Source organism: Marinobacter sp. V032 (assembly GCF_052645435.1).
On sequence record NZ_JBQXYE010000004.1, the window covers coordinates 193,591 to 219,779 of the forward strand.

Genomic DNA, 26,189 nt, shown 5'->3' on the forward strand with positions numbered 1-26,189 from the left:
AACATTTAATTATCCTTGGACAACACCTCTTTTCTCTATGGCACCGTCAGCGACCAGCAAGCACCCCGCCCTCGGGGATATCAGCGTACTGTTTCTCGATGTTATGGCTCGCGCCGTGGCACGAGAAGGATACTCGATACAGCCGCTATTCGATCAGTTCAGTATCAGTCAGACTTTGCTGAATGCCCCGGAGGCACGCATTAGTATCCCACGGTTCATGCGGCTGGGCAGTGCCGCTATCAGCCTTACTGGTAATCCCAACCTGGGCCTGACCATGGGAACCGAAACCCGCCCAGTCGATGCCGGGTTAGCGGGGCTGGCAGCCATGACAGCACCCACTGCAAGCCAAGGCCTCGAACAGATTCTGACCTACTCCCTGCTCAACAGTCGGAACAGTCGCGGCCATCCGCACTTTGACCGGGACAGCCTGACCGCGCGTTTCTATTCAATTCGGCCTTACAACCGCTACAACTACTTTGTTGTGGATTCTGTACTGGGAGGCTGGACCCGATTTCTCCGGCGAGTCACCGGTGAGCAGGCTGTGCTGCGAAAAGTGATGATCGAGTATCCGGACCTGGGCCAAAGCGAGGTGTTCGAGCAGTGGTTTGGATGTCCGGTGGTATTCGGAGCAGAAGAAAACAGCGTACAACTCCATCGGGATATCGCGCCGCTAATACCCGCGCAGGCTCAGCCGGCCATGCATCGCGCGCTGGTACAGCAATGCAATACCCAATTGGAGCGCATTCGGGGGGGCTGGAATATTATTGATCAGGTTAAGGAAAAACTGACGCCGCTACTGCAAGGGCAAACGCCCTCACTGGAGACTGTGGCAGCAGAGTTGGGATTGGGGCCATGGACACTCCAGCGCCAGCTGGCCGCTCACGGAGCAAGATACAAGGATCTGCTTGACGATACCCGAAAGGCCCTGGCCCTGGATTACGTCAAAGAGACCAATCTCAACTTTGCAGAAATAGCGTGGATTCTGGGATTTTCAGGGTCGCCGGCATTTTACAAGGCATATAGACGCTGGCTCGGCATGAGTCCGGGAGACTATCGAGCGCAGTATGCTGTCAGGAATGTGAACGGATAAGGGAAAGGACCCGGTTACATCTCGACGCCGTCGTCGAAATCTTCATCGTCGTCGAAATCGTCCGTATTGAATTCAAGCAACTCTTCCTCGTAATCAATCATTGTTCTTCTCCGTTATTTTCTTTTAAAAGAATATACAACGCAGCATATGAACAGTAGATGACGACTTGATTACATAAACGGAAAGAAAAACAAAAGGAGGGAAAAAATGGCGGAGCGGACGGGACTCGAACCCGCGACCCCCGGCGTGACAGGCCGGTATTCTAACCAGCTGAACTACCGCTCCGCGCTATCGTTGCCACCGTTCAATGTGACAACGAGGGCGCATTATAAAGACGCCCCTGACCATGTCAACGCTTTTGATCACTAACATCAGAATTTTTTTAATTTATCGCCACATCGAGAGGCACGTCACGGCCCTTAGCCGCTTTACGGTATTCGATGGGCGTCATACCCGACCATCGCTTGAACGCGCGATAAAAGGTGCTGGGCTCGGAAAAACCGGTCAGATACACGATCTCGTCAATGGACTCATCCGTAGTCGCCAGCAGTTGACGCGCCAGCCGATAGCGGAAATCCGCCAACACCTGATTGAAGCTGGTTTCGGCCTCGGTTAATCGTGTCCGCAAGGTACGAGGCTTGATATCCAAACGCTCCGCAACCGAGTCAAGTGTGACTTCACCGCTATCCAGTAACTCGGCCACTATCCGTTCTACCTGGCCGACGATATCTTTCTTCTCCAGCCGGGCGACCTGCTCGCTTGCCAGGCGTTCATGAAGCGCCAACAGCTCAGGCTCCGCATGGGGCGATGGGTGGCTCAGGAATCTGGCCGGAAAATACATGCGATTTTCTTCGGCTCCAAAAACCACATTGCATCCCAGCACATCCGCCACGTGGTCCTGGCGTTCGTTTCGCTCATGTTCGAATTCGATCCGGGAACACTCAAAACGGCCGTCGGTTATTGAACGGAAGAACGTCATCAAGCCCTGAACAAAGCATTCAGTAAAATGCTTCAGACGACGCACCTCGTCCGACGCCGCATCCAGTACAATGCAGGCTTCATCACCATCGATGAAGAATTCATTGTTGGCAGCATCGCTTAGCAAACGCTGGTAGTTAAGGGCACGCCGCAGACCTTCGCCAAAATTGGGACTGCTGAGGAAGAGATATTCGAGCACCTGCCCCTTATAGGTCGGCAGCGCCTGACCCAGATGCAAGCCGATATCCGGATCGCCAGTCACATCTTCGACAACCTGCCAGAAATAGAGTTGAGCACTGTGGGGTGTTCTGAGCTGGGCGGAGTTGAGGTAGTCCTCATTGACGCCGAGGCGCTTGAATATCTCGTCTGTATCAACACCCTGATCCTTCATTGCCTGATAGATCAAGCGCAACATCACACCTGCGTCACGAAGTTCCTGCATAACATCCTGCTTTTTTGTTTTGAGCAAAGCTCTATGCGTTGACCCGCCCGACCTGCTGGAATGACATGGAAGTCAATGCCGGCCAGACACCAGTCTGAGACACTTTTTATACTCATTGTCAGGCCGACTCGGCAAGACATGGAACATTTGTACCAGATTCCGGGAGGTTTCAGTAGCGTCATTCCAAACGCCAACCGGCGCGGGAAAGCCTCCCACACTTCACTCCCGAAGGTCTTCTGCCCAACGGAACATGGCCCAATATGACTATAATAATGCTAAATCAATCCAACTCAACATCAGTTTAGGCGGCGGAGGGCGCAAAGAACCATGCAGAATGTCATTTCTTATAAAAGCACACCCCCTGCCCTGTGGACTCTATATGGCAAGGCACTCACCAGCGGATTCAATGCAGACAAAAGTCCGGTGATCCCAAAACTGTCCGCAGAGTTGATCGGCGTATCCACCGATCCGTCCCGTCTGAGGCAATACGCCAGCATTTGCGGATACCGTACCGGCACAAAGGTACCCGTGACCTGGCCGCATATTCTCGCTTTCCCACTGCATCTGAAGCTTCTGACTGAGAAAGCATTTCCGCTGCCATTACTGGGACTGGTGCATCTGCGCAATAAGATTACCCAGTTACGCCCCATTGCCGTGGGTGAATGCATGGATATTCAGGTAAGACTGGACAATCAGGAGAGTACCGACAGGGGCATCGAGTTCGATCTCGTTACCGAGGTCTCGATTGGCGGTCAGCGGGTATGGGAATCGTTGAGTACCAACCTTTACCGTCAACCGGATAAATCCGGTGGCAACTCAAACGCCAAATCCAGGCCGCCTGCGCTCGCGCGACTGGCGCATACGCTCGATGTCAGCGCCCCCGAATCACTGGGCCGGCATTACGGAAAGGTATCGGGGGATTTGAATCCAATCCACATGCATGCGCTCTCGGCACGGCTTTTCGGATTTCCGCGTGCTATCGCACACGGAATGTGGAGCAAGGCCCATTGTATCGCCTTGCTGGAAAACGAAGGCTGGGGTGATGGTGCGATGACCGTATCGGCAAACTTCAAGAAGCCGCTTTTCCTGCCAGGCAAGGCCCGGCTCGATTGGGAGGTATCTGCCAGCAGAACAGAGCAACTGGATTTTCAACTGGTCAATCGCAAGGGAGACGCCCCTCACCTGACCGGCACTATCGTGAAGGAATAACCGGCCCTCATCTTGTATCGGCTGCTCAGGCTACTGGCACATCTTCAGCAGATCGCGCCTCAGATGGCGCCAGCGGCAACGTAAAGTAGAACCGGGCACCGCCCGACTCCGGACGCTCAAAGCCGATCTCACCGCCCTGTGCCTGCATCAGGCTACGGCACAGGGCGAGGCCGATACCCATTCCATCACTTTTGGTGGTAAAAAAGGGGTGAAACAGCTTTTCTTCCGCATCGTCGGGTAGCCCTTCACCCTGATCGGACACTTCAACACGCACCCCTTGTGCTCCATCCCGCACTGCCCGAACCCGAACCGGTGCCGCACTGCCGGCCGCGTGAGTGGATTCCAGGGCATTGCGGATCAGGTTAAGTGCAACCTGCTGCACCTGGATTGGATCGGCTACAACGTCGGGAATGGCGTCACCGACAATCAATTCAATACCGCCCTGATTGTTCCTGGCATCGACTTCAGCGAATTGCCGGGCCTCCTCGAGCAGGTCGTATATCGATATCGCCTCTTTGCCTGAAGCGGGCTTCTTGACGAAACTGCGGATACGACGGATAACCTCGCTGGCGCGATGGGACTGGGCTTCAATTTTCTGTAGCGTCTGCTCTACGGCGCTGCGGTCAAACGACTCTGCCGCCAGCATGCGCAACGCCACCCGCACATAGTTTGAGATGGCGGTTAGCGGCTGATTCACCTCGTGGGCAAAGCCGGCAGCCATCTCACCCATCGTGGAAAGCCGGGACGCATGCGCCAGCTGGTCACGCTGCTCCTGCACCAACTGGTGCGCCTCGGCCAACGCGACTTCCTGCTCCAGTTCAGTCGAAATATCACGAAACACAACAACCGCGCCCAGCACTTCGCGCTCATCGTCCGGGTCTTCGGGGGCACCAGCCAATTTGGGCGTTGCACGGTATTCAACCGGAAAACGTGTGCCATCCGGACGCCGGAGCATCACATCGCGCCGATGCTCCGATACCCCCCGGAGGCAGGTAGGCATCGCCGGAACAATTTCCTGACCAGCCACATCAGATCCGAAATGAAGGGTAAAAAAGTTTTTACCTACCAGTTCACCCACCGGTGCACCAATCATCGTGGCTGCAGCAGGATTGGCGAAGATGATGGTGCCGTCAGGCTTGAGGCCGTATATGCCTTCGCTGATTGCATTCAGAATGCGGGTCTGGTCGCCCTTGAGTTGCCGATTACGCTCTTGCAGGGCACGCTCAAGCTGGATAACGCGGGCATGAGTGGCAACCCGGGCAATGACCTCCTGAGCCTGGAATGGCTTGGAGATAAAGTCGACGCCCCCGAGGGAGAAGCCTTTTACTTTGGCATCCACATCATCAAGGGCAGAGAGAAAAACAACGGCGCCATCGGCAGTGGCGGGATTATGCTTGAGCCGCTCACAGACTTCGTAACCATCCATGCCGGGCATCATGATATCGAGGAGGATAACTTCCGGATGGTGGCGCTCAGCCAGTGTCAGCGCCTTATCGCCTTCATTCGCGATCAACAGACGATAACCCCGGTCCTTCAGCGTCTCGTAGAGCACTTTGAGGTTCTGGGGGTTATCGTCGACCAGCAGAATGGTAGCTTCGTCGTGTTCACTGGCGTGTTCAGTCATATAGTCCGTGCCGACTCAGAATGGAGGACCATAATGGCTCGCACTTCACGACGCGTCGATACGGTCCTTTACGGACATCACCATGCGGACCAGATGTGCCAGTGAGTGCGTACCCATTTTGTGCATGACCCGCGAACGGTGGATCTCGACCGTGCGTTGGCTGATCTCCAGCTCAATCGCGATCACCTTGTTTGCCTGACCGGCAATCATGCGATCCATGATTTCGCTCTCGCGGGGCGTGAGCATATCAATACGACGCTGAATTTCCTGTTTCTGGCCCAGGGTTTTGCGCTGGTCGCGATCCTGCTCGAGCGCCTGTTCAATTTTTTTCAGCAGGTCTTCTTCGCGATAAGGCTTCTGGATGAAGTCCACCGCGCCCTGTTTCATGGCATCAACCGCCATTGGCACATCACCGTGCCCCGTCACAAAGATGATCGGCAATATCGAGTTCTTCTGATTCAGCCGACGCTGAAGCTCCATCCCATCCATACCCGGCATGCGAATATCCAGCACAATACAGCCGGCCATCTCTTCACTGTATTTCTCGAGGAATGCATTCGCCGTGGGATAGGTGCTGACGTCGTGGTCAGCCGACTTCAGAAGCAGCTCGAGAGAATCGCGCACAGCTTCGTCATCTTCAACTACGTACACTGTTTCGTTATTTTCAGTCATGTACTGTCCCTTTCCGTTGGCTTCTTTGTTCGTTCGCTCGAGATTATTCAGTTCTGTATCCCATTAAGCAGCATGCAGGCCTGCTCAGGGAGTATGCCCGTCCTTCAGCGGCGGCGCGACAGACACAGGGTCAACCCGCACATCATACCAGTTCATCCGCCAGTCAAGGTGCGGCCCGGTAGCACGCCCGGTACTGCCGACCTTGCCTATCAACTCTCCCTGGCGAACCTGCTGGTCCACACTCACCTCCACCTTGCTCATATGCAAAAAGGTAGAGCTGACACCATAACCATGGTCAATAATCAGGGTGCCGCCGGAATAAAACAGATCCGGCTCTGCCAGCGTCACCTTGCCCTCAGCAGGCGCCAACACTGGAGCCCCTTCAGGCGCGGCCACATCAACACCATAATGGGGGCTACGCGGCTCGCCGTTATAAACACGCTGACTGCCATACACGCCCGAAATCCGGCCTTTTGCCGGCCAGATGAACGGTCCGAGAAAAGCCATTTCATCGGTATCAGCTGTACGGGCCTCTTTCACTCTGGCCGCTTCAGCGCGAATCCGGTCCAGACTTTTCTGTGACGGCGTTACTGTGCGTGAAGGCACGCCTTCCACCCGCTGGATATCATAATCGCGGGGCGCAAGTTCGACTGTTCGATCAAGCTCCTCGCCGCCGGGCAACCTTACCCGGATCTGTTGATGCAGCTCTGCATCCCGCTCAAACCCGAGCACGAACCGCCCCTCCGGCGTCACCCGCACTGGCGCATCATTCAACCACACCTTTGCGCCGGGCTCTGTGGAGCCATAAGCCAAAGTGCCGGGCTGAAGCCCGGTGCTCAATGTTAGCGTCGGCGTCGTCTCGGCACTGACCGCCACCGAAACCAGTGCAGCGAAAGCGGCCAGTAGCGCTATCAGATGCATTTTGATGCTGTATCGTATAACCATAGCCTGTCCTGCTGCGATTGTCCTGATAACACAAACCTCTGAAGACTGAACGTATTGAGCCAACACGGAGGCCAGCCGCCATGTCCAACGCATCGCTAATCGACCTGCCGCCCTTCAAGGCCCAGCTCATACACGACCTGCTGCCAGAGACACAGGCTGACCGGCTGGCGTCGCAACAGTTGTCGCTACTACCCTGGTATCAGGCTCGCCTGCACCTTTATGGACGCTGGGTCTGGTCGCCTCGCCTGCAGTGCTGGATAGGCGATGCATCGGCGCGATATCGGTACTCAGGCCTTGACCTTGAACCGGAGCCTTGGCCGCAGTGGCTGACAGACGTCAAGCGCATGGTCGAGTCCGCCAGCAGTACTCACTTTAACTCTGTTCTGTGCAACTGGTATCGCAACGGCAGTGACAGCATGGGCTGGCACAGCGACAACGAACCGGAGCTCGGGCCGGCGCCACTGATCGCCTCGCTTTCGCTGGGCCAACCCCGCACCTTTCATTTCCGGCCGGTCGGTAAAACGCGGACGTTCGCCTCGTTCACTCTGCCTCACAATAGCCTGCTGATCATGCCTCCAGGCTTGCAAACACACTATCAACACCAGTTGCCGAAAACCCGTAAGGTCATCGGCGACCGGTTCAACCTGACATTCCGTTCAATCCCGACACCATCGCCCCACAAAGCTTAATGCTTGGTTTCTTCCGCAGGTGTACGCTTTTCGGCTTCACCTTCATGACGATCACTATCACGGATGGTATCAAGCCGCTTCTGGATCGCGCCGAATACGCTTCGAACCGTGTACCGTCCCTTCGCGTTGGCCTTGCCAGCGGGATAATCCAGAAGCAGAGCGATCGCCTCTTCAGCGGTTGTGGCCGGGTAGACTGCAAAATTGCCTTCCCGCACAGCTTCAACAATTGCGCTGTCCAGCATCAGGTTCTGCACGTTAGTCGCAGGCAGAATCACGCCTTGCGTACCCGTGAAACCTTTTATTCTGCAGGTTTCAAAAAAGCCTTCAATTTTCTCATTCACCCCGCCAACAGGCTGCACTTCACCAAACTGGTTTACCGAGCCGGTAATCGCCAGATCCTGTCTTACCGGAATACCGGACAACGACGACACCAGCGCGCACAACTCGGCAAGTGATGCACTGTCACCATCAACCTCTCCGTAGTTCTGTTCGAACGTCAGGCTGGCCGACAAATGCATGGGCTCGGTGGTGGCAAAGCGGGATGACAGCCAGGACGTCAGAATCATGACGCCCTTGGAGTGAATATTGCCGCCGAGTTTGACGTCACGCTCAATATCCATCACATCGCCATCGCCGTAATAGGAGGTCGCTGTAATCCGGTTGGGCATCCCGAACTCATATCCACCGGCAGACAGGACGGATAGTGCATTAACCTGCCCGACCCGGGTGCCTTCGGTCGTCACCAGCGTGGAGCCGTCGATAATCGAATCAAAGTACTGGTCACGGATACGGCTACTGCGATATCGGGCGCTGGCCAGCGCCTGCTCGACGTGAGTGGCCTGAATCATCCGCGCGCCGGCCTGCCGCGCCCAGTAATCAGACTCACGCAGCAGGTTGGCTATATCAGCCGCATGCAGAGACAGGCGATCCTGATGCTCGGCAATCCGCGAACTGTACTCAATGACCCGCGCCACCGCTTTGCGCTCGCAATGCAACAACTTCTTGTCCACTACCACACTGGCGATAAATTTCGCGTACTGAAGCTGGGTTTCCGACGTGCGGTGCATTTCGTTCTCGAAATCCGCCGTAATCCGGAACAGTTCCGAGAACTCAGGATCGTACTCCTGCAGCAGCATCCAGGTTTCACGGTCACCGAACAGCACGATCTTGACGTTCAGCGGAATTTCCTGAGGCTCAAGCGATATTGTGCCGGACAGGGTCAGTTCTCTTTCGAGCGAATTGATGTGCAGGCTGCGGGCCCGAAGCGCGCGTTTCAGGCCATCCCAGACGAACGGCTGCTCCAGCACCTTGTTCGCATCCATCAGCAGATAGCCACCATTGGCCTTGTGCAGGCTACCGGGGCGAATCAGTGAGAAATCAGTGAACACCGTGCCTTTGAAGGTGACATTTTCAACGTAACCGAACATGTTGTGGTAAGTCGGATTATCCTCAACGATGACCGGAACACTCTGATCTTTGTGATGGACCAGCAAGTTGATCTGGTAGCGACGCGGCATTTTACGATCGAGCGAAGCATAGGCAATCGCTGTCTGCTCTTCGCTCTCTTCGAGGAAAATTTCGAGATTATCGGACAGATCCTTGCGCACGTCCTGCAGATAACTCACGACCTCATCATACCCTTTGTAGCGAGCGATCAGGGCTTCCAACTGATGACCGGCAATGCCTTCAAGCGTTTCCTCGTTCAGTGCCTGCTGACTGTCGGTATATTCCTGCTCCAGCTCCGCGATAGCACGCAAGGCTGCCCGCAGCTTTTTCTCGAGCTTGTTGATCGTATCTTCGAACTTATCGCGCTGGGCTTCGGTAAGTTCGGCAAAGGTTTCCTGGGTATGCGGCTCGGTCCCATTCATCGCCACTAGCCGGTAACCGCCGGGAGTGGTCACCGACAAACTGACTTTTTTGCGCTTCGCCTGCAGCGCCACCTTTTCTAGCTGGTCATCCTGCTTTTTACTGAAGTCGGTTTTGAGCTGCTCTGCGCGCTCCAAAAAATTGTCGCCTTCGAAAGTCTGCGGAATCACCTTGGTGAGGCGCGTCATCAGCTTTTCCATGTCCTGCTTTAACGTCTGCCCCTCACCCGCCGGCAAACGCAACACTCTGGGCACGCGCGGATCTTCGAAATTTGCAACGTAGCACCAGTCAAAGCTTTCGGTATCCCTGTCGGCATGGTGTTCCAGATAGCGCAGCATCATGGTGCGCTTACCCAGCCCGTCACGACCAACTGCATACACGTTGTAACCGCCATGAGGCATCGCAAGCGCGAACCTTACCGCTTCCTGGGCCCGGTTCTGGCCAACGATTTCTTCCAATGGCTCCAGCTGACGGGTCGATTTAAAAGGAAAATCCTTGATGACGCAGTTCTTGTAAAGCTGATTCAGTGGCAATGACTTCAAGGCGCCGTCCTGTTATCGGAAAATTCAGAGTGAATAACAAAGCATAGAAAATATAAGGGGCCATTGTAGAAGGTGTGTGCTGCTCTGTCGCCATCCAAGGCTTCTCTATTCTGCAATTGGCGGCGGCATCCACAGAAGTCAGACCTGCAACGAGCGTTGTGAAACCCCGCTCGTCCACGCGCATTCGTTTAGACACACCCTCAAATCCATACCGATATGGATCACGAGAATGCAACGGTGTTCAAGTTTTGCTCAACCCTGCCGTTATTGGTTAATATCAGCTCCATAAAAAGAACGCAGACCAGCAACGATAACTTGTGAATTGATGATGAACCGGCGGCGGCCGGCCATCATTCGTGAGGGTTTTATTACCATGGATATTCCACGCTCGTCGCCTTACAGCCTCAGTACACTGGATCAGAAAAAAACCAGTGGCGGACCACGCATTCCGGTGGCACCGGAAGCACCACCAGTGCCAAGACGCCAGTCCTCAGACCGAAGACTCCGTCCTGATCGCCGAAAACGGCAGGCCGAGTTCAAGGGAGAAGACCGCCGCAAGCGTTCTTCCCGACGCAGCCCCTCTCTGCTTCACCACCGCAGTGCGACGCCAGTTGCAGCAGAAGACAGGCGTGGCAAGCTGCTGGACACGTCAGCCTGAACTCGAACGATGCTTGCACCCCATTTGAGACCGGGGTCACAGTCACAGACTTGAACGTTTTTTATCCAGCCCGGGTCATCTAAAATGAAGACCCGGGCCACGCAAATGTGTTCCGGGCAGCTCGAAAACAACAATGACAATGAAGTGGAAACCGGTGTATGGGAATAAGCTCTGGAGACCGCAGAATAAAGACGCGTTACGAAGCCCAGTGTTTGCAGGTTCAGCTGAGAGAAAAAGGATTTCTCGGGCGAGAGAAATCACAAGCTGACGTCTTGTGCCTGGACATCAATCGCTATGGCGTCGCCGTTCTGTCCCCTCGCCCACTCGAAAACGGGTGTCGGTTGCTGCTCGACTTCGCCGGCAAATATATCTCCGAATCCCGGGTTTCGGCTCGCGTGGTCAGCAGTTATCCGTATCAAACAGGTTATCGGCTAGGCATCCAGTTCAGCTATTGCGAAAGCCGAAGCAGTTACTCGCGTGCGGTGGACAACGCGCTTTCCAGAATCGAGGGTTTTTATAACCGCCTGGCGGGATAACAATTTCCCATATCAGGAAAAAGCCCGCAAACCCCACCTCTCGTCAGATCAGGCCCGCATCGAGGCTGGCAGCCAGATATAGCCCCAACTCCTCGCACTGCGTCTCGAATTTTTCCTGATATTCACCACGACAGAGCAAGGGCTCGTGCATCAAACGCCAGCGCAATCCGGTGGTAATGGACTCGATAGCCCGCTGCGTGCCAGTACCGTCATGGCCGGCACGGATATAAAAGGCAAAGGGCAGGCCCTGGGTTTTCTCGAGACACGGATAGTAGCTGCGGTCGAAAAAGTCCTTCAGCGCCCCGCTCATGTAGCCCAAATTTTCCGTGGTACCCAGGATAATGGCATCGCAGGCAAGCACATCGTCCGGCCCTGCATCCAGCGGCGCGAGCACAGTGACATCAACAGTTTCGATCTCGCTGTTGGACGCGCCACGCGCAATGGCGTCTCTGAGAGTGCGCGTATTGGGGGATGGCGCGTGAGCCACGACCAGTAATTTCTTTCGCTGTTCAGCCACTGGCTGCCTCCATGCCTGACATCAACTTTCGTTTACCGCCCCACTCAGTGTAACGCCACCCACTCGCCGGATGCGATCTGGATTGCCTGCCCACCCAATACTTTGGCAATTAGTACCTGTGGCAGCCATTCAAAGCGCGGGCGGCGCCAAAACAAAAAAGCCGACACCATGACGATGTCGGCTTTACACACTGCTATTACGCTAAGTCTCTCAATCCGAACCCGTAACCGGTCAGATCAGCTCGCCATTCGCCTCTTCGCTAACGGCTGCGGGTTCCTTCGCATCTTTAGCTTCCGGCTTCGGCATCGCCTTTTCGCGAATCTTGGTTTCGATTTCCTGGGCAATATCCATGTGCTCTTCCAGGAACTTGCAGGCATTGGCTTTGCCTTGCCCTATCTTGTCGCCGTTATAGCTGTACCAGGCGCCGGCCTTATCGACAAAGCCTTCCTTGACGCCCAGGTCGACCACTTCGGCCATGTGATAAATACCCTTGCCGTACATGATCTGGAACTCCGCTTGGCGGAACGGCGGCGATACCTTGTTTTTAACCACTTTGACGCGAGTCTCATTGCCCACGACCTCGTCGCCTTCTTTCACTGCACCGATGCGGCGAATATCAAGGCGCACCGATGAATAGAACTTCAACGCGTTACCACCGGTGGTGGTTTCCGGCGAACCGAACATAACGCCGATTTTCATACGGATCTGGTTAATGAAAACCATCAGGCAATTAGCATGCTTGACGTTACCGGTCAGCTTACGCAGTGCCTGTGACATCAGACGTGCCTGCAGACCAACGTGGGAGTCGCCCATCTCGCCTTCAATTTCCGCCTTTGGCGTCAACGCTGCAACCGAGTCAACGATGATGACATCAACCGCATTGGAGCGAACCAGCATGTCAGCAATTTCAAGCGCCTGTTCGCCGGTATCCGGTTGAGACACCAGCAGTTCGTCAACATCAACACCCAGCTTTTCAGCATAGACCGGGTCCAGCGCATGCTCGGCGTCCACGAAGGCACAGGTTTTACCGGCTTTCTGAGCTTCGGCAATCACCTGCAGCGTGAGCGTGGTTTTACCAGAGCTTTCTGGCCCGTAGATTTCAACGATCCGCCCGTAAGGCAGGCCGCCAATACCCAGTGCAATATCCAGCCCGAGTGAACCGGTGGAGACAGCCGGCATGGCTTCCCGCGGCTGGTCGCCCATTTTCATGACGGCGCCTTTACCAAACTGGCGTTCGATCTGGCTCAGTGCTGCGCCCAACGCTTTTTTGCGGTTGTCTTCCATTATTGCCAAAGCCTCGTATTGATTTGCCGGAATGCGGTGATATCTTTTCGGACCGACGACTGGTCATGCCCTGTATATTTGAACAGTATTAAAACACAACAGATCTGATGGGCCAAGTGTCGATTTTTCAGGCAGGACTTTTATGGTCTGAATAACGTGCCGGCTCCGGTTCAGACTAAAGAAAGGCACGCACGCCATCCAGGGCATAGAGCACAGCCTGGCGTCGCACGCTGTCCCGATCACCGTTGAAATGCTCAAATACACACTGCGTATCTGCGGGTGTTCGCCCCCAGGCAAACCATACGGTTCCGACCGGCTTGTCCTCGCTTCCCCCCCCTGGACCTGCCACTCCGCTGATGGCCACAGCCACTTGCGCTCCGGTCACCGCCAGAGCACCCGCGACCATTTCACGTACAACCGGTTCGCTGACTGCGCCATGATCTCGCAGGGATTGAGTGCTAACGCCCAGCAACTGCTGCTTGGCCTCGTTGGAATAGCTGACAATCCCGCAGCCTATGTAGTCCGAGCTTCCGGGCAGATCCGTGAGAGCCTTGGCCACCCAGCCGCCGGTGCAGCTTTCGGCTGTGGCGATCATCAATTGCTGACTGCGCAAGGTATCACCCAGCGCTATAGCCGCTTCAAGTAATCGGTCATCGGAATAGGACATGCTGCGCCTCTCATCTCTGTGTCCAACATTGCATCAAAGGCGCTGACATCTTGCAACAGCGAGACTTCAGGAAAGGGGGGCGCCATCCAGCCCCAGCGGCATAACATCGACTTCCACTTTGAGTTGATGCTCCCCGCCGCCGCTCATAAGGCCTTTTAGAGGCACCACATCGGCATAATCCCGACCGAAAGCCACTGTGATATGGCGCTCATCCGGCATCATGTCATTGGTGGGATCAAAATCAATCCAACCCAGCACGGGATCAAATACACTGAACCAGGCGTGGGACGCATCGGCTCCCACAAGACGCGCTTGCCCTGGCGGCGGTAGGGTTTCGAGATATCCGCTGACGTAACGCACCGGCAGTCCGAGCGAGCGCAGGGCGCTGATCGCCAATTGCGCGAAGTCCTGGCAAACGCCGCGTCTTGTTTCAAGCACGGTACGCACCGGTGTTGCCAGTGTGGTAAAGCCCGGTTCGAAGGTAAACTCCTCAAATATGCGATGAGCGAGTCGTCGCGCTGCCTCAAGCACCGGTACACCGGGCTTGAAATCCTGGCGGGCAAACTCTGCCAGTAAAGGATCGCAGGGCGTCATGCGCGTGCCGTGGGAAAACAGGCGGGCATCGAGAGCGGCGTCATAGGTTGATTGTGCCAGGTGCCGGGTCAGGTCGTCCCAGGGCATCGACGACTCCAATGGCCCCGCGACATAACGGCGCATGGCCTCAACCTTGCTGACTACCGTCACCTCTAGTTGGCTGTGGAGCGCACCGATATGGAAGAAGGTCTGCTGATTGCCGAAAAAGTCCCGGCGCTGATACTGGCTGGAGGGTGCCGGGTTGACCTGAAGCCTGCTCGACTCCACCTTCTGGTAGGACATTGTCCGAGGCAGCATGCAGGCCAGGTTGTAGCAGTTAGCCGTATCCTGCTGATAGCGATACTGCGTTCTATGGGTGATCTGATATTTCATATGACCAGGCCCTGCCCTGCTTTACCGCTAAATCGGCCGCGGAATATCGGTGTGATTGAAGTACGCCAGCGTAATCGCCTCTGACAACTGGTTCAGCATGATATGGACATGATGCAGCAGTTCCCCCAACTGAGGTGATGGCTCCCCGCTCTCGCTCATCAAGGCTTCGAGGTCGACCAATTGCAGCAAGGTAACCAGTTCAACCATCAGCCTCTGCTCTGCATTCAGTCGCGGTAGCTTTGAATCCCTGGCGGGCAATTGATTTACCTGTCTTTTCAGCCGCTGGCACTGGTACCCCACCGATCGTGGCGTGCTCTCGTCAAGCAGCAACAGATCAATAATCGCGAGCGGGTGCAACTCGGCACGGTAGCGTCGACGGTAGGTCATCAGCGTGTCCGCCATTCGCAGCACCGCCTCCATGAGAACGCCCGGCGGATTGGTAGATTGCACAAAGACGTTGGTGAGCAGCGATGTCGTCTGTAAGCCACGCTCGATATGTTTGCCAATATCCATGAAGCGCAGGGCCTGTGTGCGGCTCATGGTCTCGTTGTTCAGACCGTAGATTGCGGATTGCAGAAGAATAATCTCATCCAGCGCCCGATCCATCCGTGAGGTCGAGCCTTGCGTGGGGAATTGATTCAATGCGTTTTGCAGTCGCTCCAGCACATACCAGGTATCTTCAGAGAAATACTCCCGCACGGATTGGGCGTTGGTGATCAAGGCCTGGAGCACCGATAGCAGGCCGTCCTTGCGGTTGCGCACAAACAGGCTGCTCAGTTGTTCGGTGAGTTCAGCCGCAGAATTGGTAGGGTGGAACCGACCACCGTTTATTTTGCACGCGAAGGCCACCAACGGTGTCAGGGTGGCCAGCTCGTCCTCTTTCTCGACGGTGCTGGCCAGAGGCAGAGTCGCTCGCATCGCGCGACATGCCAAATTCAGGCGCTCACTGTAACGCCCCATCCAGAACAGATGATCCGCTACCCGACTGGGCAGCAAACCGGCTTTTCGGGATAACCGCACGCTGGTCAATGCGCTATGCAACAGACTGATAGACGCGCCCACATCACTACTCAGCCAGACATCCTTGGCCATAAAACTTGTTTTCAGCCCGAGCTGAAGTTGCAGGGGATATTCGTGACAGCGGGCCAGTCCGCCCGGCATCAGCCGATCGCCCTCCTCGTGCTTCAAAACAAAACTGCGCAAAGTCACGCTGCGCGATTGCAGTTCCCGACTCCGCCATACCGGCACCGTGCTTAACGGCAGTACCTGGCGCGCCAGGTAACGTTGCGGGTCGCTATCTATACGGGCCGAAAGCTCCTGCCGCTGCTGACGACTTGAATTGGCAAATGACAGCCACTGACCGGGCTGTTCAAGATCATGAATGATCATGTCCGAAAGATCTGCCATCACCTGCTGTCGCTGAATGTCGTCTCCACACCAATAGGCGTCCACCGATGGCAGTTTCAGCGACTCACCAAGCACTCGCTGGCATAACCGCTCCATGTAAGGCAGCAAGGCACCACTGTCGATCAGTGCAGCCCCGGGTGGATTGCAACACAGCAGGTTGTCCTGCCGAATGCTTTGAAGTAACCCGGGGCTGCCGGTGATACCCGAATCCAGTTCCAGCGGATCGCTGAGCATGTCCGGCAAATACCGGACCAGCGCGTCCAACGGCTGAAGCCCACTGAGCGTTTTCAGCCACATTCGGCCATCCTTGAACATCAGGTCCTCACCATGGACCAGCGCGAGATTGAGATAATTCGCGAGAAAGGCATGTTCAAAGTACTGGCCGTCCCGGTGATGGCGCGTCAGCAAACCGATCAAGGGCTCACTGCTATAAGGGATGTGCGGCACAAGAGATTTCTGAAGTTCCTGAAAAAACTGCGATAGCTGCTTTTTCTGGAACTGCTGGCTGAGCTCGGGCAATACCTGGTTCAGAGCTATCCTGTTCTCCAGCACGTAGCCCATGCCACCCGGCGCCTGTGAGCAATCGCCATAAGCCGTGAGGCGGCCACTCTCATCGCGCCCCAGATCACACCCCAACAACATCAGCCAGTCGCGGCCTTCAGGTAACAGGTTATGACAAGGGATCAGGTACTCGGCATTGCGGTAAATCAGATCCGCCGGGAGCGTCGCGTCCTTGAGCAACAACTGATCGCCGTAGAGATCGTCCAGCACTGCCGACAGCAACTTGCGGCGCTGGATAAGCCCGGCCTCTACCTGAGCCCACTCTGACGTTTCGATCACCCATGGGATGATGTCCAGTGTCCGGTTTTGCTGCCTTTGGGGGTCAAAGGTAGCACCGTGCTCCCGCAACTGATGCTGAAGATCCGATGTCAGGCTCGCCAGCGCTTCAGGGCCCTGGCCCATAAGCCAGCCAATAATCCGGGACCAGTCAGACCCTTCCGCCCCCGCTGCGATCCATTCGTCGACACCCTTGCTTCGTCGCTGGTACGCCTCAACCAGTGAATCCAGTGTCAGGGGCTGATCATTCGAGTCCATCGAGGAACCTTGTGATTTATCAGGTATCAGGTGCTTTAAACGACTCTTCCGTCAGGGCGGAGTGAAGGTCAATGAACCGCGCCTGTATCTGGTCGATCAGCAGGTGCAACCGCTCTGTCGAAAGCGATGCCAGCGGCTCTGAGTCAACGCCGCCACGCAGTCGGGCTATGGCGGCCAACACACCGTCCGAGCGGGGCAAGCGCTTCACTGCACTTTCAATTTTCTGCAGGCAGAAACAAATCGACCTTGGAAACTCAGGATAGCTCATCAGGAAGTCGATAACGTCAGTTTCTCCCTCTTCCTGCGCAAAATAACGCCGGTAGGGTTCTGTTCCACCGAGGGCATTGAGTAATGATGTCCATTGAAACTGGCGCCGGGAAGAATGGCCTTCGGTAGGTGTCAGCTGTTGCAGAATCAGGGTATCCATAATCCGCGTCGTCATGTCAGCCCGTTCGAGATGGCGACCGATGTTGAATACGCAGAATGCATCATCCCGCAGCATGGTACCGTCCATGACCCCAACGACCATCTGGCAACGCCTCACGACCTCCACCATCAAGCTGTAACGGCGCACCCGGCTGGAGGCCAGTGTGCATTCGGTCTGCATAAACAGGTTGAGAGAGTTGATTTCCTCCCAGAAATCCCGGGGAATCACCTCGCGCACGCAGCGTGCGTTGGTTCTGAGCTGATTGCACGAATTGCGAATGGATGCCGGACTGTCTTCTGCTTCAATCAGGTAATGCATAACCCCCAGCTCGCTTGAGCTGCCTTCCTGAATGAATCCCTGAGGATCTTCGCCCAGCACGTCGATCAGCACCGGCCAGCTGATGCGGGCGTCCTGATGCGAATCAATCAGCATGTGTGTGGTCGCATTAATCAGCCGTGCTGTGCCTTCCATTCGCTCAAGGTAGCGGCCCATCCAATACATGTTTTCTGCGGTTCTTGCCAGCATGATCAGCCCTCCCCCGCCACGATCCAGGTATCTTTACTACCGCCCCCCTGGGAGGAGTTGACCACCAGCGAGCCACGCCGCAATGCAACCCGGCTCAACCCTCCAGTGGTGCAATAAACGCTTTCGCCCTGCAGGATAAACGGCCGCAGATCCAGATGGCGTGGCTCGAGTATCTCGTCACACAAGGTGGGAGCAGTCGAAAGATTAAGTGTCGGTTGCGCAATAAAATTACGGGGATTTTCACGAATTGCAGTGGCGAACTGAGCTCGCTCTTCGTCATTTGCCCGGGGGCCAATAAGAATACCGTAACCGCCGGACTCGTTAGCCGGCTTGACCACCAGCTTGTCGAGATTGGCGAGCACATACTCACGCTGTTTTTCATCCATACACAGATAGGTCGGAACGTTCTCAATCAGCGGCTCTTCGCTCAGGTAGTAACGAATGATATCCGGCACAAATGCGTAGACCGCCTTGTCATCCGCCACACCCGAACCCGGTGCATTGGCAATGGCCACATTTCCGGCCCGCCAGGCACGGATAACGCCGGGAATCCCCAGCGTCGAATCCTTGCGAAAAACCTCCGGATCAATGAATACATCGTCTACCCGCCGGTAGATGACATCGACGCGTTGTGGCCCCTGCAGTGTGCGCATATACACGATGTCGTTATCGACGTAGAGGTCGACATTTTCCACCAGCTGGCAGCCCATCTGCTGCGCCAGAAAGCTGTGTTCGAAATAGGCCGAGTTGTAAATGCCTGGCGTCAGTACCACCACTACCGGCGTGAGGTCCTGGCGTGGCGATAATGAGGCCAGCATCTCCCAGAGCCGTGACGGGTAGTTGTCGACCGGACCAATCGTTGATTCGGCAAACAGTTCGGGGAACACCCGCTTCATGACCGTCCGGTTCTCCAGCATGTAGGAGACACCGGAAGGCACCCGCAGGTTATCCTCTAACACCAGAAACCGCCCTATTTCATCGCGCACCAGATCAGTGCCGCAGATGTGCGCCCAGACGCCGTGCGCCGGTTTGATGCCCTGACAGGGCGCAAGGAAATTCTTCGATTTCAGAACCAGCTCGCCAGGAATAATCTTGTCTTTGATGACTTTCTGGTCGTTGTATAAATCATTGATAAACATATTCAGTGCCTGCAGACGCTGCTTCAGGCCATTGCTGGTTTTCTCCCAGTCCGCTGCGGAAATAACCCGGGGCACCACATCCAGCGGCCAGGCTCGATCAATATTCTGGCTGTCGGAATAGACGGTAAATGATATGCCCATAGCTGCTATCGTCGAATCCAGCTGTGCTTGCCGGCGTACCAGTTCATCAGCGCCATTGTGCGCGATGAACCGCGCGACGGCCGTGGCTTGTGATCGTGCCTGGCAGCCGTCATCCACCAGTTCGTCATAACACCCGGGGTAAGGACGGTAGGCATTGAGTACGATGGGTTCGTTCATAGTGCATTCCCCGCATTGGGATTGATGTGCGCTTTAGCTCCATGAAGGAGTTCGGCAAGGGCGTCGTCTCTGGACATCCAGCAAAGGGGATGCCATCCCCCCCATAACAGCATCCGCCATTCGCGCATCATCACAATCGAAGCAAACGGTGTTTTTCCCGGTAACACCTGCGTTGCGCCAACGCAGGTCGCACCTCGAAACGCTCGGCCTCTTTATTATCAAGCGTAGCTGCTACCCGCTGTTATGCGAGTTCGCTCGCGACAGACCCGTTTCTTTTTGCATGTTGCAGCCCAATCGCCCGTGTTAACATTGGGCGCATTTGACGCGGGCCATATCCCAGCTTTCACAGGCTGCACAGACCTATGCTGACAGTGCCATGCCCCGCACCAACGCACACCCAGCCAGCCCCAGAACCGGAGCGAGAATGACGGAAGTCCTGAAGGACAGAGCCCCCACCGACCTGTCCCAGCACACGCCAATGATGAAGCAGTATCTGAAAATCAAAACCGAGCACATCAATGAAATGGTGTTCTACCGGATGGGTGATTTTTACGAGCTGTTCTATGACGACGCCAAAAAGGCGGCAGAGTTGCTGGACATCACGCTCACCGCACGCGGGCAATCCGGCGGTCAGCCGATTCCTATGGCGGGTGTGCCTTATCATGCGGCGGAAGGTTATATCGCAAGGCTGGTGCGCCAGGGGCAGTCCATCGCCATTTGTGAGCAGATTGGTGACCCGTCAACCAGCAAGGGGCCGGTCGAACGTCAGGTTGTACGCATTGTCACGCCAGGCACACTGAGCGATGAGGCCTTTCTGGAAGACCGCCGCGACAATCTGCTGGTTGCCATTGCCAGTCATCGGGAAGACTTTGGTTTGGCATCGCTCGATATTTCCAGTGGCCGGTTCTGCGTGTCCGAATTCAGCGGCGTCGAATCCTTGCAGGGTGAATTGCAACGCCTGCGCCCTGCTGAAATTCTGATCAGCGAAGATTTTCCGTTCGCAGACATTCTGGAAGGTTTCACCGGTGTACGCCGTCAAGGGCCCTGGTTATTCGAGCGGGACACAGCCCAACGGGTGATCACCCAACAATTGCAGGTTCGCGATCTGACTGGTTTTGGCTGCGAGGATCTGACACAGGCGCTGTCAGCTGCCGGTTGCCTGCTGCAGTACGCACGCGAAACCCAGCGCACGGCACTGCCGCATATCCGTAAACTCTCCCGCGAGCGCCGGGAAGATGCGGTGATTCTGGATGCCGCCAGCCGACGCAATCTCGAAATCGACACCAACCTCACCGGCGGCCAGCAGTACACCCTGGCCTGGGTGATGGATCGCACCGCGACCGCCATGGGTGGCCGCCTGATTCGACGCTGGCTTAACCGTCCGCTGCGCGACACAACCACCGTGCTCGAACGCCAGCAGGCAGTTGGCGCTCTGCTTGATGGCTTTCATTACGAACCGGTGCATGATTTGCTGAAATCCGTCGGCGATATCGAGCGGATTCTGTCTCGCGTGGCACTGCGCTCGGCACGGCCACGGGATCTTGCCCGACTGCGTGACGCATTTGCTTTGCTACCCGATCTGCAGACCGCACTGACAGCCGTCGATTCACCGCGAGTCCACACCTTGCGGGATGCCGCGAGTACCTACCCGGAGCTGGCTGATCTGCTATCCCGCTCCATCATCGAAAACCCGCCTGTTGTGATCCGGGACGGCGGGGTTATCAGCGAGGGCTTCGACGAGGAGCTGGACGAACTTCGCAACATCAGCGAGAACGCGGGCCAGTACTTGCTTGATGTCGAAACCAGAGAAAAAGAGCGCACGGGCCTCAGCTCACTGAAAGTCGGCTACAACCGCGTTCATGGCTATTACATCGAAATCAGCCGCGCCCAGTCTGATCAGGCGCCGGTCGACTATATCCGGCGTCAGACCCTGAAAAACGCCGAGCGCTTCATCACGCCCGAACTCAAGACGTTTGAAGACAAGGCCCTCAGCGCCAAAAGCCGAGCCCTCGCCCGGGAGAAAGCACTCTATGAAGAGGTGCTCGAAACGCTGGCCTCGGAACTGGCCCCGCTCCAGGAAACCGCCCAGGCATTGGCCGAGCTGGACGTACTGAGCAACTTTGCCGAACGGGCCACCAGCCTGCGACTGGCCGCGCCTGAATTTTCCGACGCGCCCGGCATGGACATTGAAGCCGGCCGGCATCTGGTTGTCGAACAGCTGCTCGATGAACCGTTCGTGCCGAACGATCTGCTGATCGACAACGAACGCCGCATGCTGGTGATTACCGGCCCGAACATGGGCGGTAAGTCGACCTATATGCGCCAGGTCGCCCTTATCGCGCTGCTTGCCTATACCGGCAGTTTTGTCCCGGCGGACAGGGCTATTGTCGGACCGGTTGATCGCATCTTTACCCGGATGGGCTCTTCTGACGATATCGCCGGTGGCCGCTCAACATTCATGGTGGAAATGACCGAAACCGCCAACATCCTGCACAACGCCACAGAAAACAGTCTTGTTCTGATGGACGAAGTCGGCCGCGGCACCAGCACCTTTGATGGCCTGTCCCTGGCCTGGGCCACAGCCGAACAGCTCGCCGAAGACGTGCGCTGCTATACGCTGTTTGCGACTCACTATTTTGAGTTGACCCAACTGGCCGACCAGTTGCCGCTGGCGGTTAACGTGCATCTGACCGCGACCGAGCATGACGACAGCATTGTCTTTCTCCACAATGTCCATGAAGGTCCGGCGAGCCAGAGCTACGGGCTTCAGGTTGCCAAGCTGGCCGGTGTTCCCCAGAGCGTCATCACCAACGCCAAACAACAGCTCAAGCGGTTGGAAGGCAGTGCGACGCCGGTAACCCCGGCACCAGCCACACGAAAAGCCAGCGCCCGCGACACCAGCCATCAGGCCGACATGTTTGCCAGTGCCGGCCCCAGCGTTGTCGAAAAGGCGCTGGCGTCGCTTGATCTGGATAGCCTGTCGCCGCGGGAGGCGCTAAACCAGCTTTACGAGCTTAAAAACCAGCTTTAATTCAACGCCTGCAGCGTCGTTTGCAAGTTCGGCCCCCGAGAGGGGGCGTAAACCGCTGCTTCTATATCGTTATAATAAAAGAGCCTTAAAGTTGCGCGGCACCAAGCTTGCTACTTGGTGGACCGCTCCCTACAATACCGCTCGAAAATTAATAATGCGCAGTAAGCGCGGCCACGCATCCCGGATGCCGGATTTTTGCCGCAGACTTAATTGACGCTGACTGATGAGATTGATCGGAAAAGCAGGAACCCAAACATGGCATTCGTCGTTACAGATAACTGCATCAAGTGCAAATACACCGACTGTGTGGAAGTCTGCCCGGTAGACTGTTTCTATGAAGGTCCAAACTTCCTGGTCATCGACCCGGACGAGTGCATCGATTGCGCGCTTTGCGAGCCAGAATGCCCTGCGGAGGCCATTTTCTCCGAAGACGAGCTGCCCGCAGACCAGGAAGCCTATGTCGAAATCAACGCGGATCTGGCTGGCAAGTGGCCCAACATCACTGAAAAGAAAGATCCCCTGCCTGACGCGGCTGAGTGGGACGGCAAGACCGACAAACTCCAGTATCTGGAACGGTAAGCCGCGACCAGCGACCGTATAAAAAACGGGAAGCACCCTGAGGTGTCTTCCCGTTTTTTTATGGCCGGAATTCAACCCCCGGCACGGGATAAACTACGGCTGCGTTGCAGCCAGCCTGGCGCCCAGCGCTACGAAGACGCCACCCGTCAACCCATGCATCAGCCGTTTCAGGCCCGGCCGCGCCACCCAGCGACGGGAGTGCAGAACCATTCCAGCCACCACAGTTTGCCAGACCATTGCCAGTACAAAGTGCACCGCAGCCAACGCAATCGACTGGCTGAAAGCAGCGCCCTGCGGGTCAATAAACTGGGGCAGAAACGCCATGTAGAAAAGCGCGGTTTTGGGATTCAGTACATTGGACAGAAGCCCTTCACGGAACGAGCGCCATGGGCGGTAGTCGCCGGCTGCCGGCAAAGCGGTTGCAGGTTCATTACGGACAGGTGTGTGATCGGCTTTCTTGCTAAAAGCCTGGCGCAAGCTGGCAATACCCAGCCACACCAGATACGCCGCGCCCACCCATTTCAGAAGTGCGAACGCCCATGCGGTCTGCAGCAGAATCAGTGATATGCCGACCGCTGACAAGGTCGCGTGCACGAACAAACCGCTGCAGATACCGAAACTGCTCATCACGCCGTCTTTAAGACCGCCTCTGGCAGTATTGCGCATCACCAGCAGCGTATCCACCCCGGGGGTTATCGTCAGCAGCGATATAGCGATCAGGAACGTCCAGAACAGTTCGGTACTCGGCACATCCACCTCACGTCAGTCAGCGAGTATTTTTTTAACCGCTGCAGACGAGTAAAAAGGCGTCAGACGGCGGCGCAACAGAGCCTCAAGATACCCCTCTTCCCGCAGCAGATCGAGTACGGGTTGTGCGAAGGTATCCACTTCAGTCTGGATAACCTCTTCTGTCACACCTACATCACCCAACAGTTCGGTCAACGGCTGGTCGCCATATTTATCAAACAAATGCTTCACAACCGCCTCGCAGCAGCCGTCAAAATAGGCGGTCTGGCGGAATTCCAGCCAGAAGCCATAACCCAGCACTACAAATTCCTGCAGCTCAATCTCGCCCAGCCCCACCTGGAGTTCTTCCAGAGTGCGATCTTCCACACCCTTCCAGATGGCCATAATGCTGTCATGAAGCTCGCTATCAGAGAGAGCCTTATTGAGGAACTGCTCACTGCGGCCAATCAGGCCCGGCAGACTATCGCTCAAATAGCTTTTGATGCGGCGTTCGAAGGTTTCATCGATCCCCGGCACCGCTTTGGTCGCCATCCGCTTGCCGAATTTCATCATCGAACCGACACCCGGCACACTGCGGGAAATCAGGTTGTCTTCGTAGATGTAATTGATGATGCCGTGGTACACGATATTCGACACCAGCTCCTGATAGACCGGGTGTGCCATCACCTCGCTTATCAGCCGTTCGCGATGCTCGCGCAGTACCAGAATCTCTTCGACAAACCCCGTCAGTTGCTCACGGCTCAGCACATCACCCAGGCGAGTGGTCGACTGCACAGGCGCTGCCGCCACTTTTGCCGCCATCTCGCCGGCCAGTTCAGGAATGCCGCCATCCAGTTCCATATTGACAACCAGACGCCGGATCACGCCCATGATCTGTTCTTCTGTCACCGCCTGGCGCAGGGTGACACGGCTTGCCAGGCCATAGAGTTCCTGCACTTCCGTGTGGAGAAACTTGCGGCACTTGGCTCCCTTCAGCGCTGCCAGTTCGTGTTTGATGTGAAGTTCCAGGAGCTGTGCTGCGGGTTCAACTGAGTCCTTTGCCATGCTTATTCATCCATCTGGCTGTGCGATGCATTTTGAAAGGTATTGATACGCTCAAAAGAGTAGCGGCACCAATAACACCTGAGCAGTGCGTGCCGTTGCAACACACTGACCACCGAAAGCAAAGGCAGGTTATCACGCAAAACGGCCTGCAGGATTCGCCATGCAGGCCGTTGGGAAATGCGGTTCGGGCAAACCGGGAGGCTATTGGAAATCGGAAAACGCGTGATCCTCAGCTCCCAGCGCCAAACAGAGACTGCCGGGTCCGACGTATATACTACTGGTGATACCCATCTGGGAAAGCAGCAATTCAACACCTTCTTCCTTACAGACCTCACGCAGGTTATCCAGCCCCGGCAGCGCGTTAATCTCCTCCCAGGACAAACCGCATGACATGCACACGTAAGGTGTGAGCAAGCCGGACTTAACACGCTCGGCAGCATAGGCCATGACTTTCGAAACCGCATCATCAAAGCTGCGGGTTTTGGCGACAGGCTCACCTTCTGCACCTTTGCCAAAGATAACCGGTGTGATACTCAGGGCCTTACCCAAAAACGCGGCGACGGCGGATACACTTTTGTCACCACGACGACGGGCGCGCTCGCGGATGTAATGGAGATCCCGAGGAATGACGCAGGTGTAGATGCGATCAGTGAAGGATTCAATCTGCTGCCGCAGTTCATTCTTGGACAGCTTCTTTTCAATCAGATCCAGCGTATGCGCTGCCAGCAATCCCTGCCCTGCAAACAGCTGTTTGCTGTCGACAACGCGCATTGAGAAGTTTCCCGATACACCTGCGGCTTCGCGAGCCTTCCGGTAGTGGGACATCACTGAGTTCATCGCTTCGGTGGCATTCTGGTATATAAGACTGCGTGAGCGTGTCACCGTCTCACAGATTGCAACGTCGTACTCGGTGACGATATCGCTCAGAAAAAGATCGTGGATCTGCTGGGCTGAAAAGGCCTCAGTTTCAGCATGATGGCCTTTCTGCAGTAATCCGCTTTCATAGAATTCCTGGGTTTTAACCGGGTCGTGATCATCAATATAGGTTTGGCCATCGATCACAGCGGTAACCGGCAGGATGGAAAGGTTGTGCCTGCGGGAAAATTCGTGGGGAAGGTCACAGGCTGAATCAATGATCAGACCGACTCGCATAGCTATCTCCGTTCGCCACTCCGGTACCGGATGATCAGGC

General features: G+C 55.9%; 22 protein-coding genes and 1 tRNA gene. 7 read left to right on the plus strand and 16 right to left on the minus strand.

Translation table 11 applies throughout. From position 1 onward, the window contains the following. Positions 1 to 37 precede the first annotated feature (37 nt). Entirely contained in the window at positions 38 to 1,090 is a 1,053-nt protein-coding gene (locus tag ACUN9X_RS16730) for an AraC family transcriptional regulator (RefSeq protein WP_445473806.1), read from the plus strand. 208 nt (positions 1,091 to 1,298) lie between these two features. Here ACUN9X_RS16730 and ACUN9X_RS16735 read toward each other — a convergent pair. Then, positions 1,299 to 1,375: transfer RNA gene (locus ACUN9X_RS16735), tRNA-Asp, on the minus strand. Between the two features lie 97 nt (positions 1,376 to 1,472). Further along, a complete protein-coding gene (locus ACUN9X_RS16740; protein ID WP_260034720.1) occupies positions 1,473 to 2,510 on the minus strand; it encodes an AraC family transcriptional regulator in 1,038 nt (345 codons plus the stop codon). Positions 2,511 to 2,837: 327 nt separating this feature from the next. Here ACUN9X_RS16740 and ACUN9X_RS16745 point away from each other — a divergent pair, with 327 nt between their 5' ends. Next, positions 2,838 to 3,719, plus strand: a complete 882-nt coding sequence (locus tag ACUN9X_RS16745; RefSeq protein WP_445473807.1) for a MaoC/PaaZ C-terminal domain-containing protein — start codon at positions 2,838 to 2,840, stop codon at positions 3,717 to 3,719. A 25-nt stretch (positions 3,720 to 3,744) separates the two neighbouring features. Here the strand turns inward: ACUN9X_RS16745 and ACUN9X_RS16750 are convergent, their stop codons facing one another. The 3 genes from ACUN9X_RS16750 to ACUN9X_RS16760 all read right to left on the minus strand — a co-directional run bounded on the left by ACUN9X_RS16750 (position 3,745) and on the right by ACUN9X_RS16760 (position 6,960). Beyond that, the gene (locus tag ACUN9X_RS16750) at positions 3,745 to 5,343 is read right to left on the minus strand and encodes an ATP-binding response regulator (RefSeq protein WP_445473808.1); all 1,599 of its coding nucleotides are present in this window, start codon (positions 5,341 to 5,343) and stop codon (positions 3,745 to 3,747) included. 45 nt (positions 5,344 to 5,388) lie between these two features. Next, on the minus strand, positions 5,389 to 6,015 hold the full coding sequence (gene fixJ, locus ACUN9X_RS16755; protein WP_260034715.1) for a response regulator FixJ: 627 nt from the start codon (positions 6,013 to 6,015) through the stop codon (positions 5,389 to 5,391). A gap of 84 nt (positions 6,016 to 6,099) precedes the next feature. Then, positions 6,100 to 6,960, minus strand: coding sequence for a M23 family metallopeptidase (locus tag ACUN9X_RS16760; protein WP_445473809.1), 861 nt, complete (start codon positions 6,958 to 6,960; stop codon positions 6,100 to 6,102). Positions 6,961 to 7,040: 80 nt separating this feature from the next. On the opposite strand from ACUN9X_RS16760, the gene ACUN9X_RS16765 reads away from it, so the two are divergent. Further along, positions 7,041 to 7,649 (plus strand): alpha-ketoglutarate-dependent dioxygenase AlkB family protein, encoded by a 609-nt coding sequence (locus ACUN9X_RS16765; RefSeq protein WP_445473810.1) that lies wholly within the window; start codon positions 7,041 to 7,043, stop codon positions 7,647 to 7,649. On the opposite strand, the gene ACUN9X_RS16770 is transcribed toward ACUN9X_RS16765, so the two are convergent. Next, positions 7,646 to 10,057 (minus strand): Lon protease family protein, encoded by a 2,412-nt coding sequence (locus ACUN9X_RS16770; RefSeq protein ID WP_260034710.1) that lies wholly within the window; start codon positions 10,055 to 10,057, stop codon positions 7,646 to 7,648. The two genes, ACUN9X_RS16765 and ACUN9X_RS16770, sit on opposite strands and share 4 nt — an antisense overlap. Positions 10,058 to 10,430: 373 nt before the next feature. On the opposite strand from ACUN9X_RS16770, the gene ACUN9X_RS16775 reads away from it, so the two are divergent. Continuing rightward, on the plus strand, positions 10,431 to 10,715 hold the full coding sequence (locus ACUN9X_RS16775) for a hypothetical protein (RefSeq protein ID WP_260034707.1): 285 nt from the start codon (positions 10,431 to 10,433) through the stop codon (positions 10,713 to 10,715). 158 nt (positions 10,716 to 10,873) lie between these two features. Then, positions 10,874 to 11,251 (plus strand): PilZ domain-containing protein, encoded by a 378-nt coding sequence (locus ACUN9X_RS16780; RefSeq protein WP_445473811.1) that lies wholly within the window; start codon positions 10,874 to 10,876, stop codon positions 11,249 to 11,251. A 43-nt stretch (positions 11,252 to 11,294) separates the two neighbouring features. Here ACUN9X_RS16780 and ACUN9X_RS16785 read toward each other — a convergent pair whose 3' ends face one another. From ACUN9X_RS16785 to ACUN9X_RS16815, 7 genes are all read right to left on the minus strand, one after another. Beyond that, complete coding sequence (locus tag ACUN9X_RS16785) at positions 11,295 to 11,768, minus strand: flavodoxin family protein (protein ID WP_260034704.1); 474 nt, start codon at positions 11,766 to 11,768, stop codon at positions 11,295 to 11,297. A gap of 231 nt (positions 11,769 to 11,999) precedes the next feature. Continuing rightward, positions 12,000 to 13,052, minus strand: coding sequence for a recombinase RecA (gene recA / locus ACUN9X_RS16790; protein WP_260034702.1), 1,053 nt, complete (start codon positions 13,050 to 13,052; stop codon positions 12,000 to 12,002). A 175-nt stretch (positions 13,053 to 13,227) separates the two neighbouring features. After that, entirely contained in the window at positions 13,228 to 13,719 is a 492-nt protein-coding gene (locus ACUN9X_RS16795; protein ID WP_445473812.1) for a CinA family protein, read from the minus strand. Between the two features lie 66 nt (positions 13,720 to 13,785). After that, positions 13,786 to 14,685 (minus strand): transglutaminase family protein, encoded by a 900-nt coding sequence (locus tag ACUN9X_RS16800; protein ID WP_445473813.1) that lies wholly within the window; start codon positions 14,683 to 14,685, stop codon positions 13,786 to 13,788. Positions 14,686 to 14,712: 27 nt separating this feature from the next. Beyond that, the gene (locus ACUN9X_RS16805; RefSeq protein ID WP_445473814.1) at positions 14,713 to 17,187 is read right to left on the minus strand and encodes a circularly permuted type 2 ATP-grasp protein; all 2,475 of its coding nucleotides are present in this window, start codon (positions 17,185 to 17,187) and stop codon (positions 14,713 to 14,715) included. A gap of 19 nt (positions 17,188 to 17,206) precedes the next feature. Continuing rightward, positions 17,207 to 18,139, minus strand: coding sequence for an alpha-E domain-containing protein (locus ACUN9X_RS16810; RefSeq protein ID WP_260034697.1), 933 nt, complete (start codon positions 18,137 to 18,139; stop codon positions 17,207 to 17,209). Between the two features lie 2 nt (positions 18,140 to 18,141). Next, a complete protein-coding gene (locus tag ACUN9X_RS16815) occupies positions 18,142 to 19,596 on the minus strand; it encodes a circularly permuted type 2 ATP-grasp protein (RefSeq protein ID WP_445473815.1) in 1,455 nt (484 codons plus the stop codon). A 424-nt stretch (positions 19,597 to 20,020) separates the two neighbouring features. On the opposite strand from ACUN9X_RS16815, the gene mutS reads away from it, so the two are divergent. Continuing rightward, positions 20,021 to 22,627, plus strand: coding sequence for a DNA mismatch repair protein MutS (gene mutS / locus ACUN9X_RS16820; RefSeq protein WP_445473816.1), 2,607 nt, complete (start codon positions 20,021 to 20,023; stop codon positions 22,625 to 22,627). Between the two features lie 255 nt (positions 22,628 to 22,882). Beyond that, positions 22,883 to 23,206 (plus strand): ferredoxin FdxA, encoded by a 324-nt coding sequence (gene fdxA, locus ACUN9X_RS16825; RefSeq protein WP_260034692.1) that lies wholly within the window; start codon positions 22,883 to 22,885, stop codon positions 23,204 to 23,206. A 93-nt stretch (positions 23,207 to 23,299) separates the two neighbouring features. Here the strand turns inward: fdxA and ACUN9X_RS16830 are convergent, their stop codons facing one another. The 3 genes from ACUN9X_RS16830 to ACUN9X_RS16840 form a co-directional block, all read right to left on the minus strand. After that, complete coding sequence (locus ACUN9X_RS16830; RefSeq protein ID WP_445473817.1) at positions 23,300 to 23,956, minus strand: LysE family translocator; 657 nt, start codon at positions 23,954 to 23,956, stop codon at positions 23,300 to 23,302. Between the two features lie 12 nt (positions 23,957 to 23,968). Beyond that, entirely contained in the window at positions 23,969 to 24,997 is a 1,029-nt protein-coding gene (locus ACUN9X_RS16835) for a hypothetical protein (RefSeq protein WP_445473818.1), read from the minus strand. Between the two features lie 201 nt (positions 24,998 to 25,198). After that, positions 25,199 to 26,149, minus strand: a complete 951-nt coding sequence (locus ACUN9X_RS16840; RefSeq protein ID WP_445473819.1) for a DegV family protein — start codon at positions 26,147 to 26,149, stop codon at positions 25,199 to 25,201. Positions 26,150 to 26,189 lie beyond the last annotated feature (40 nt).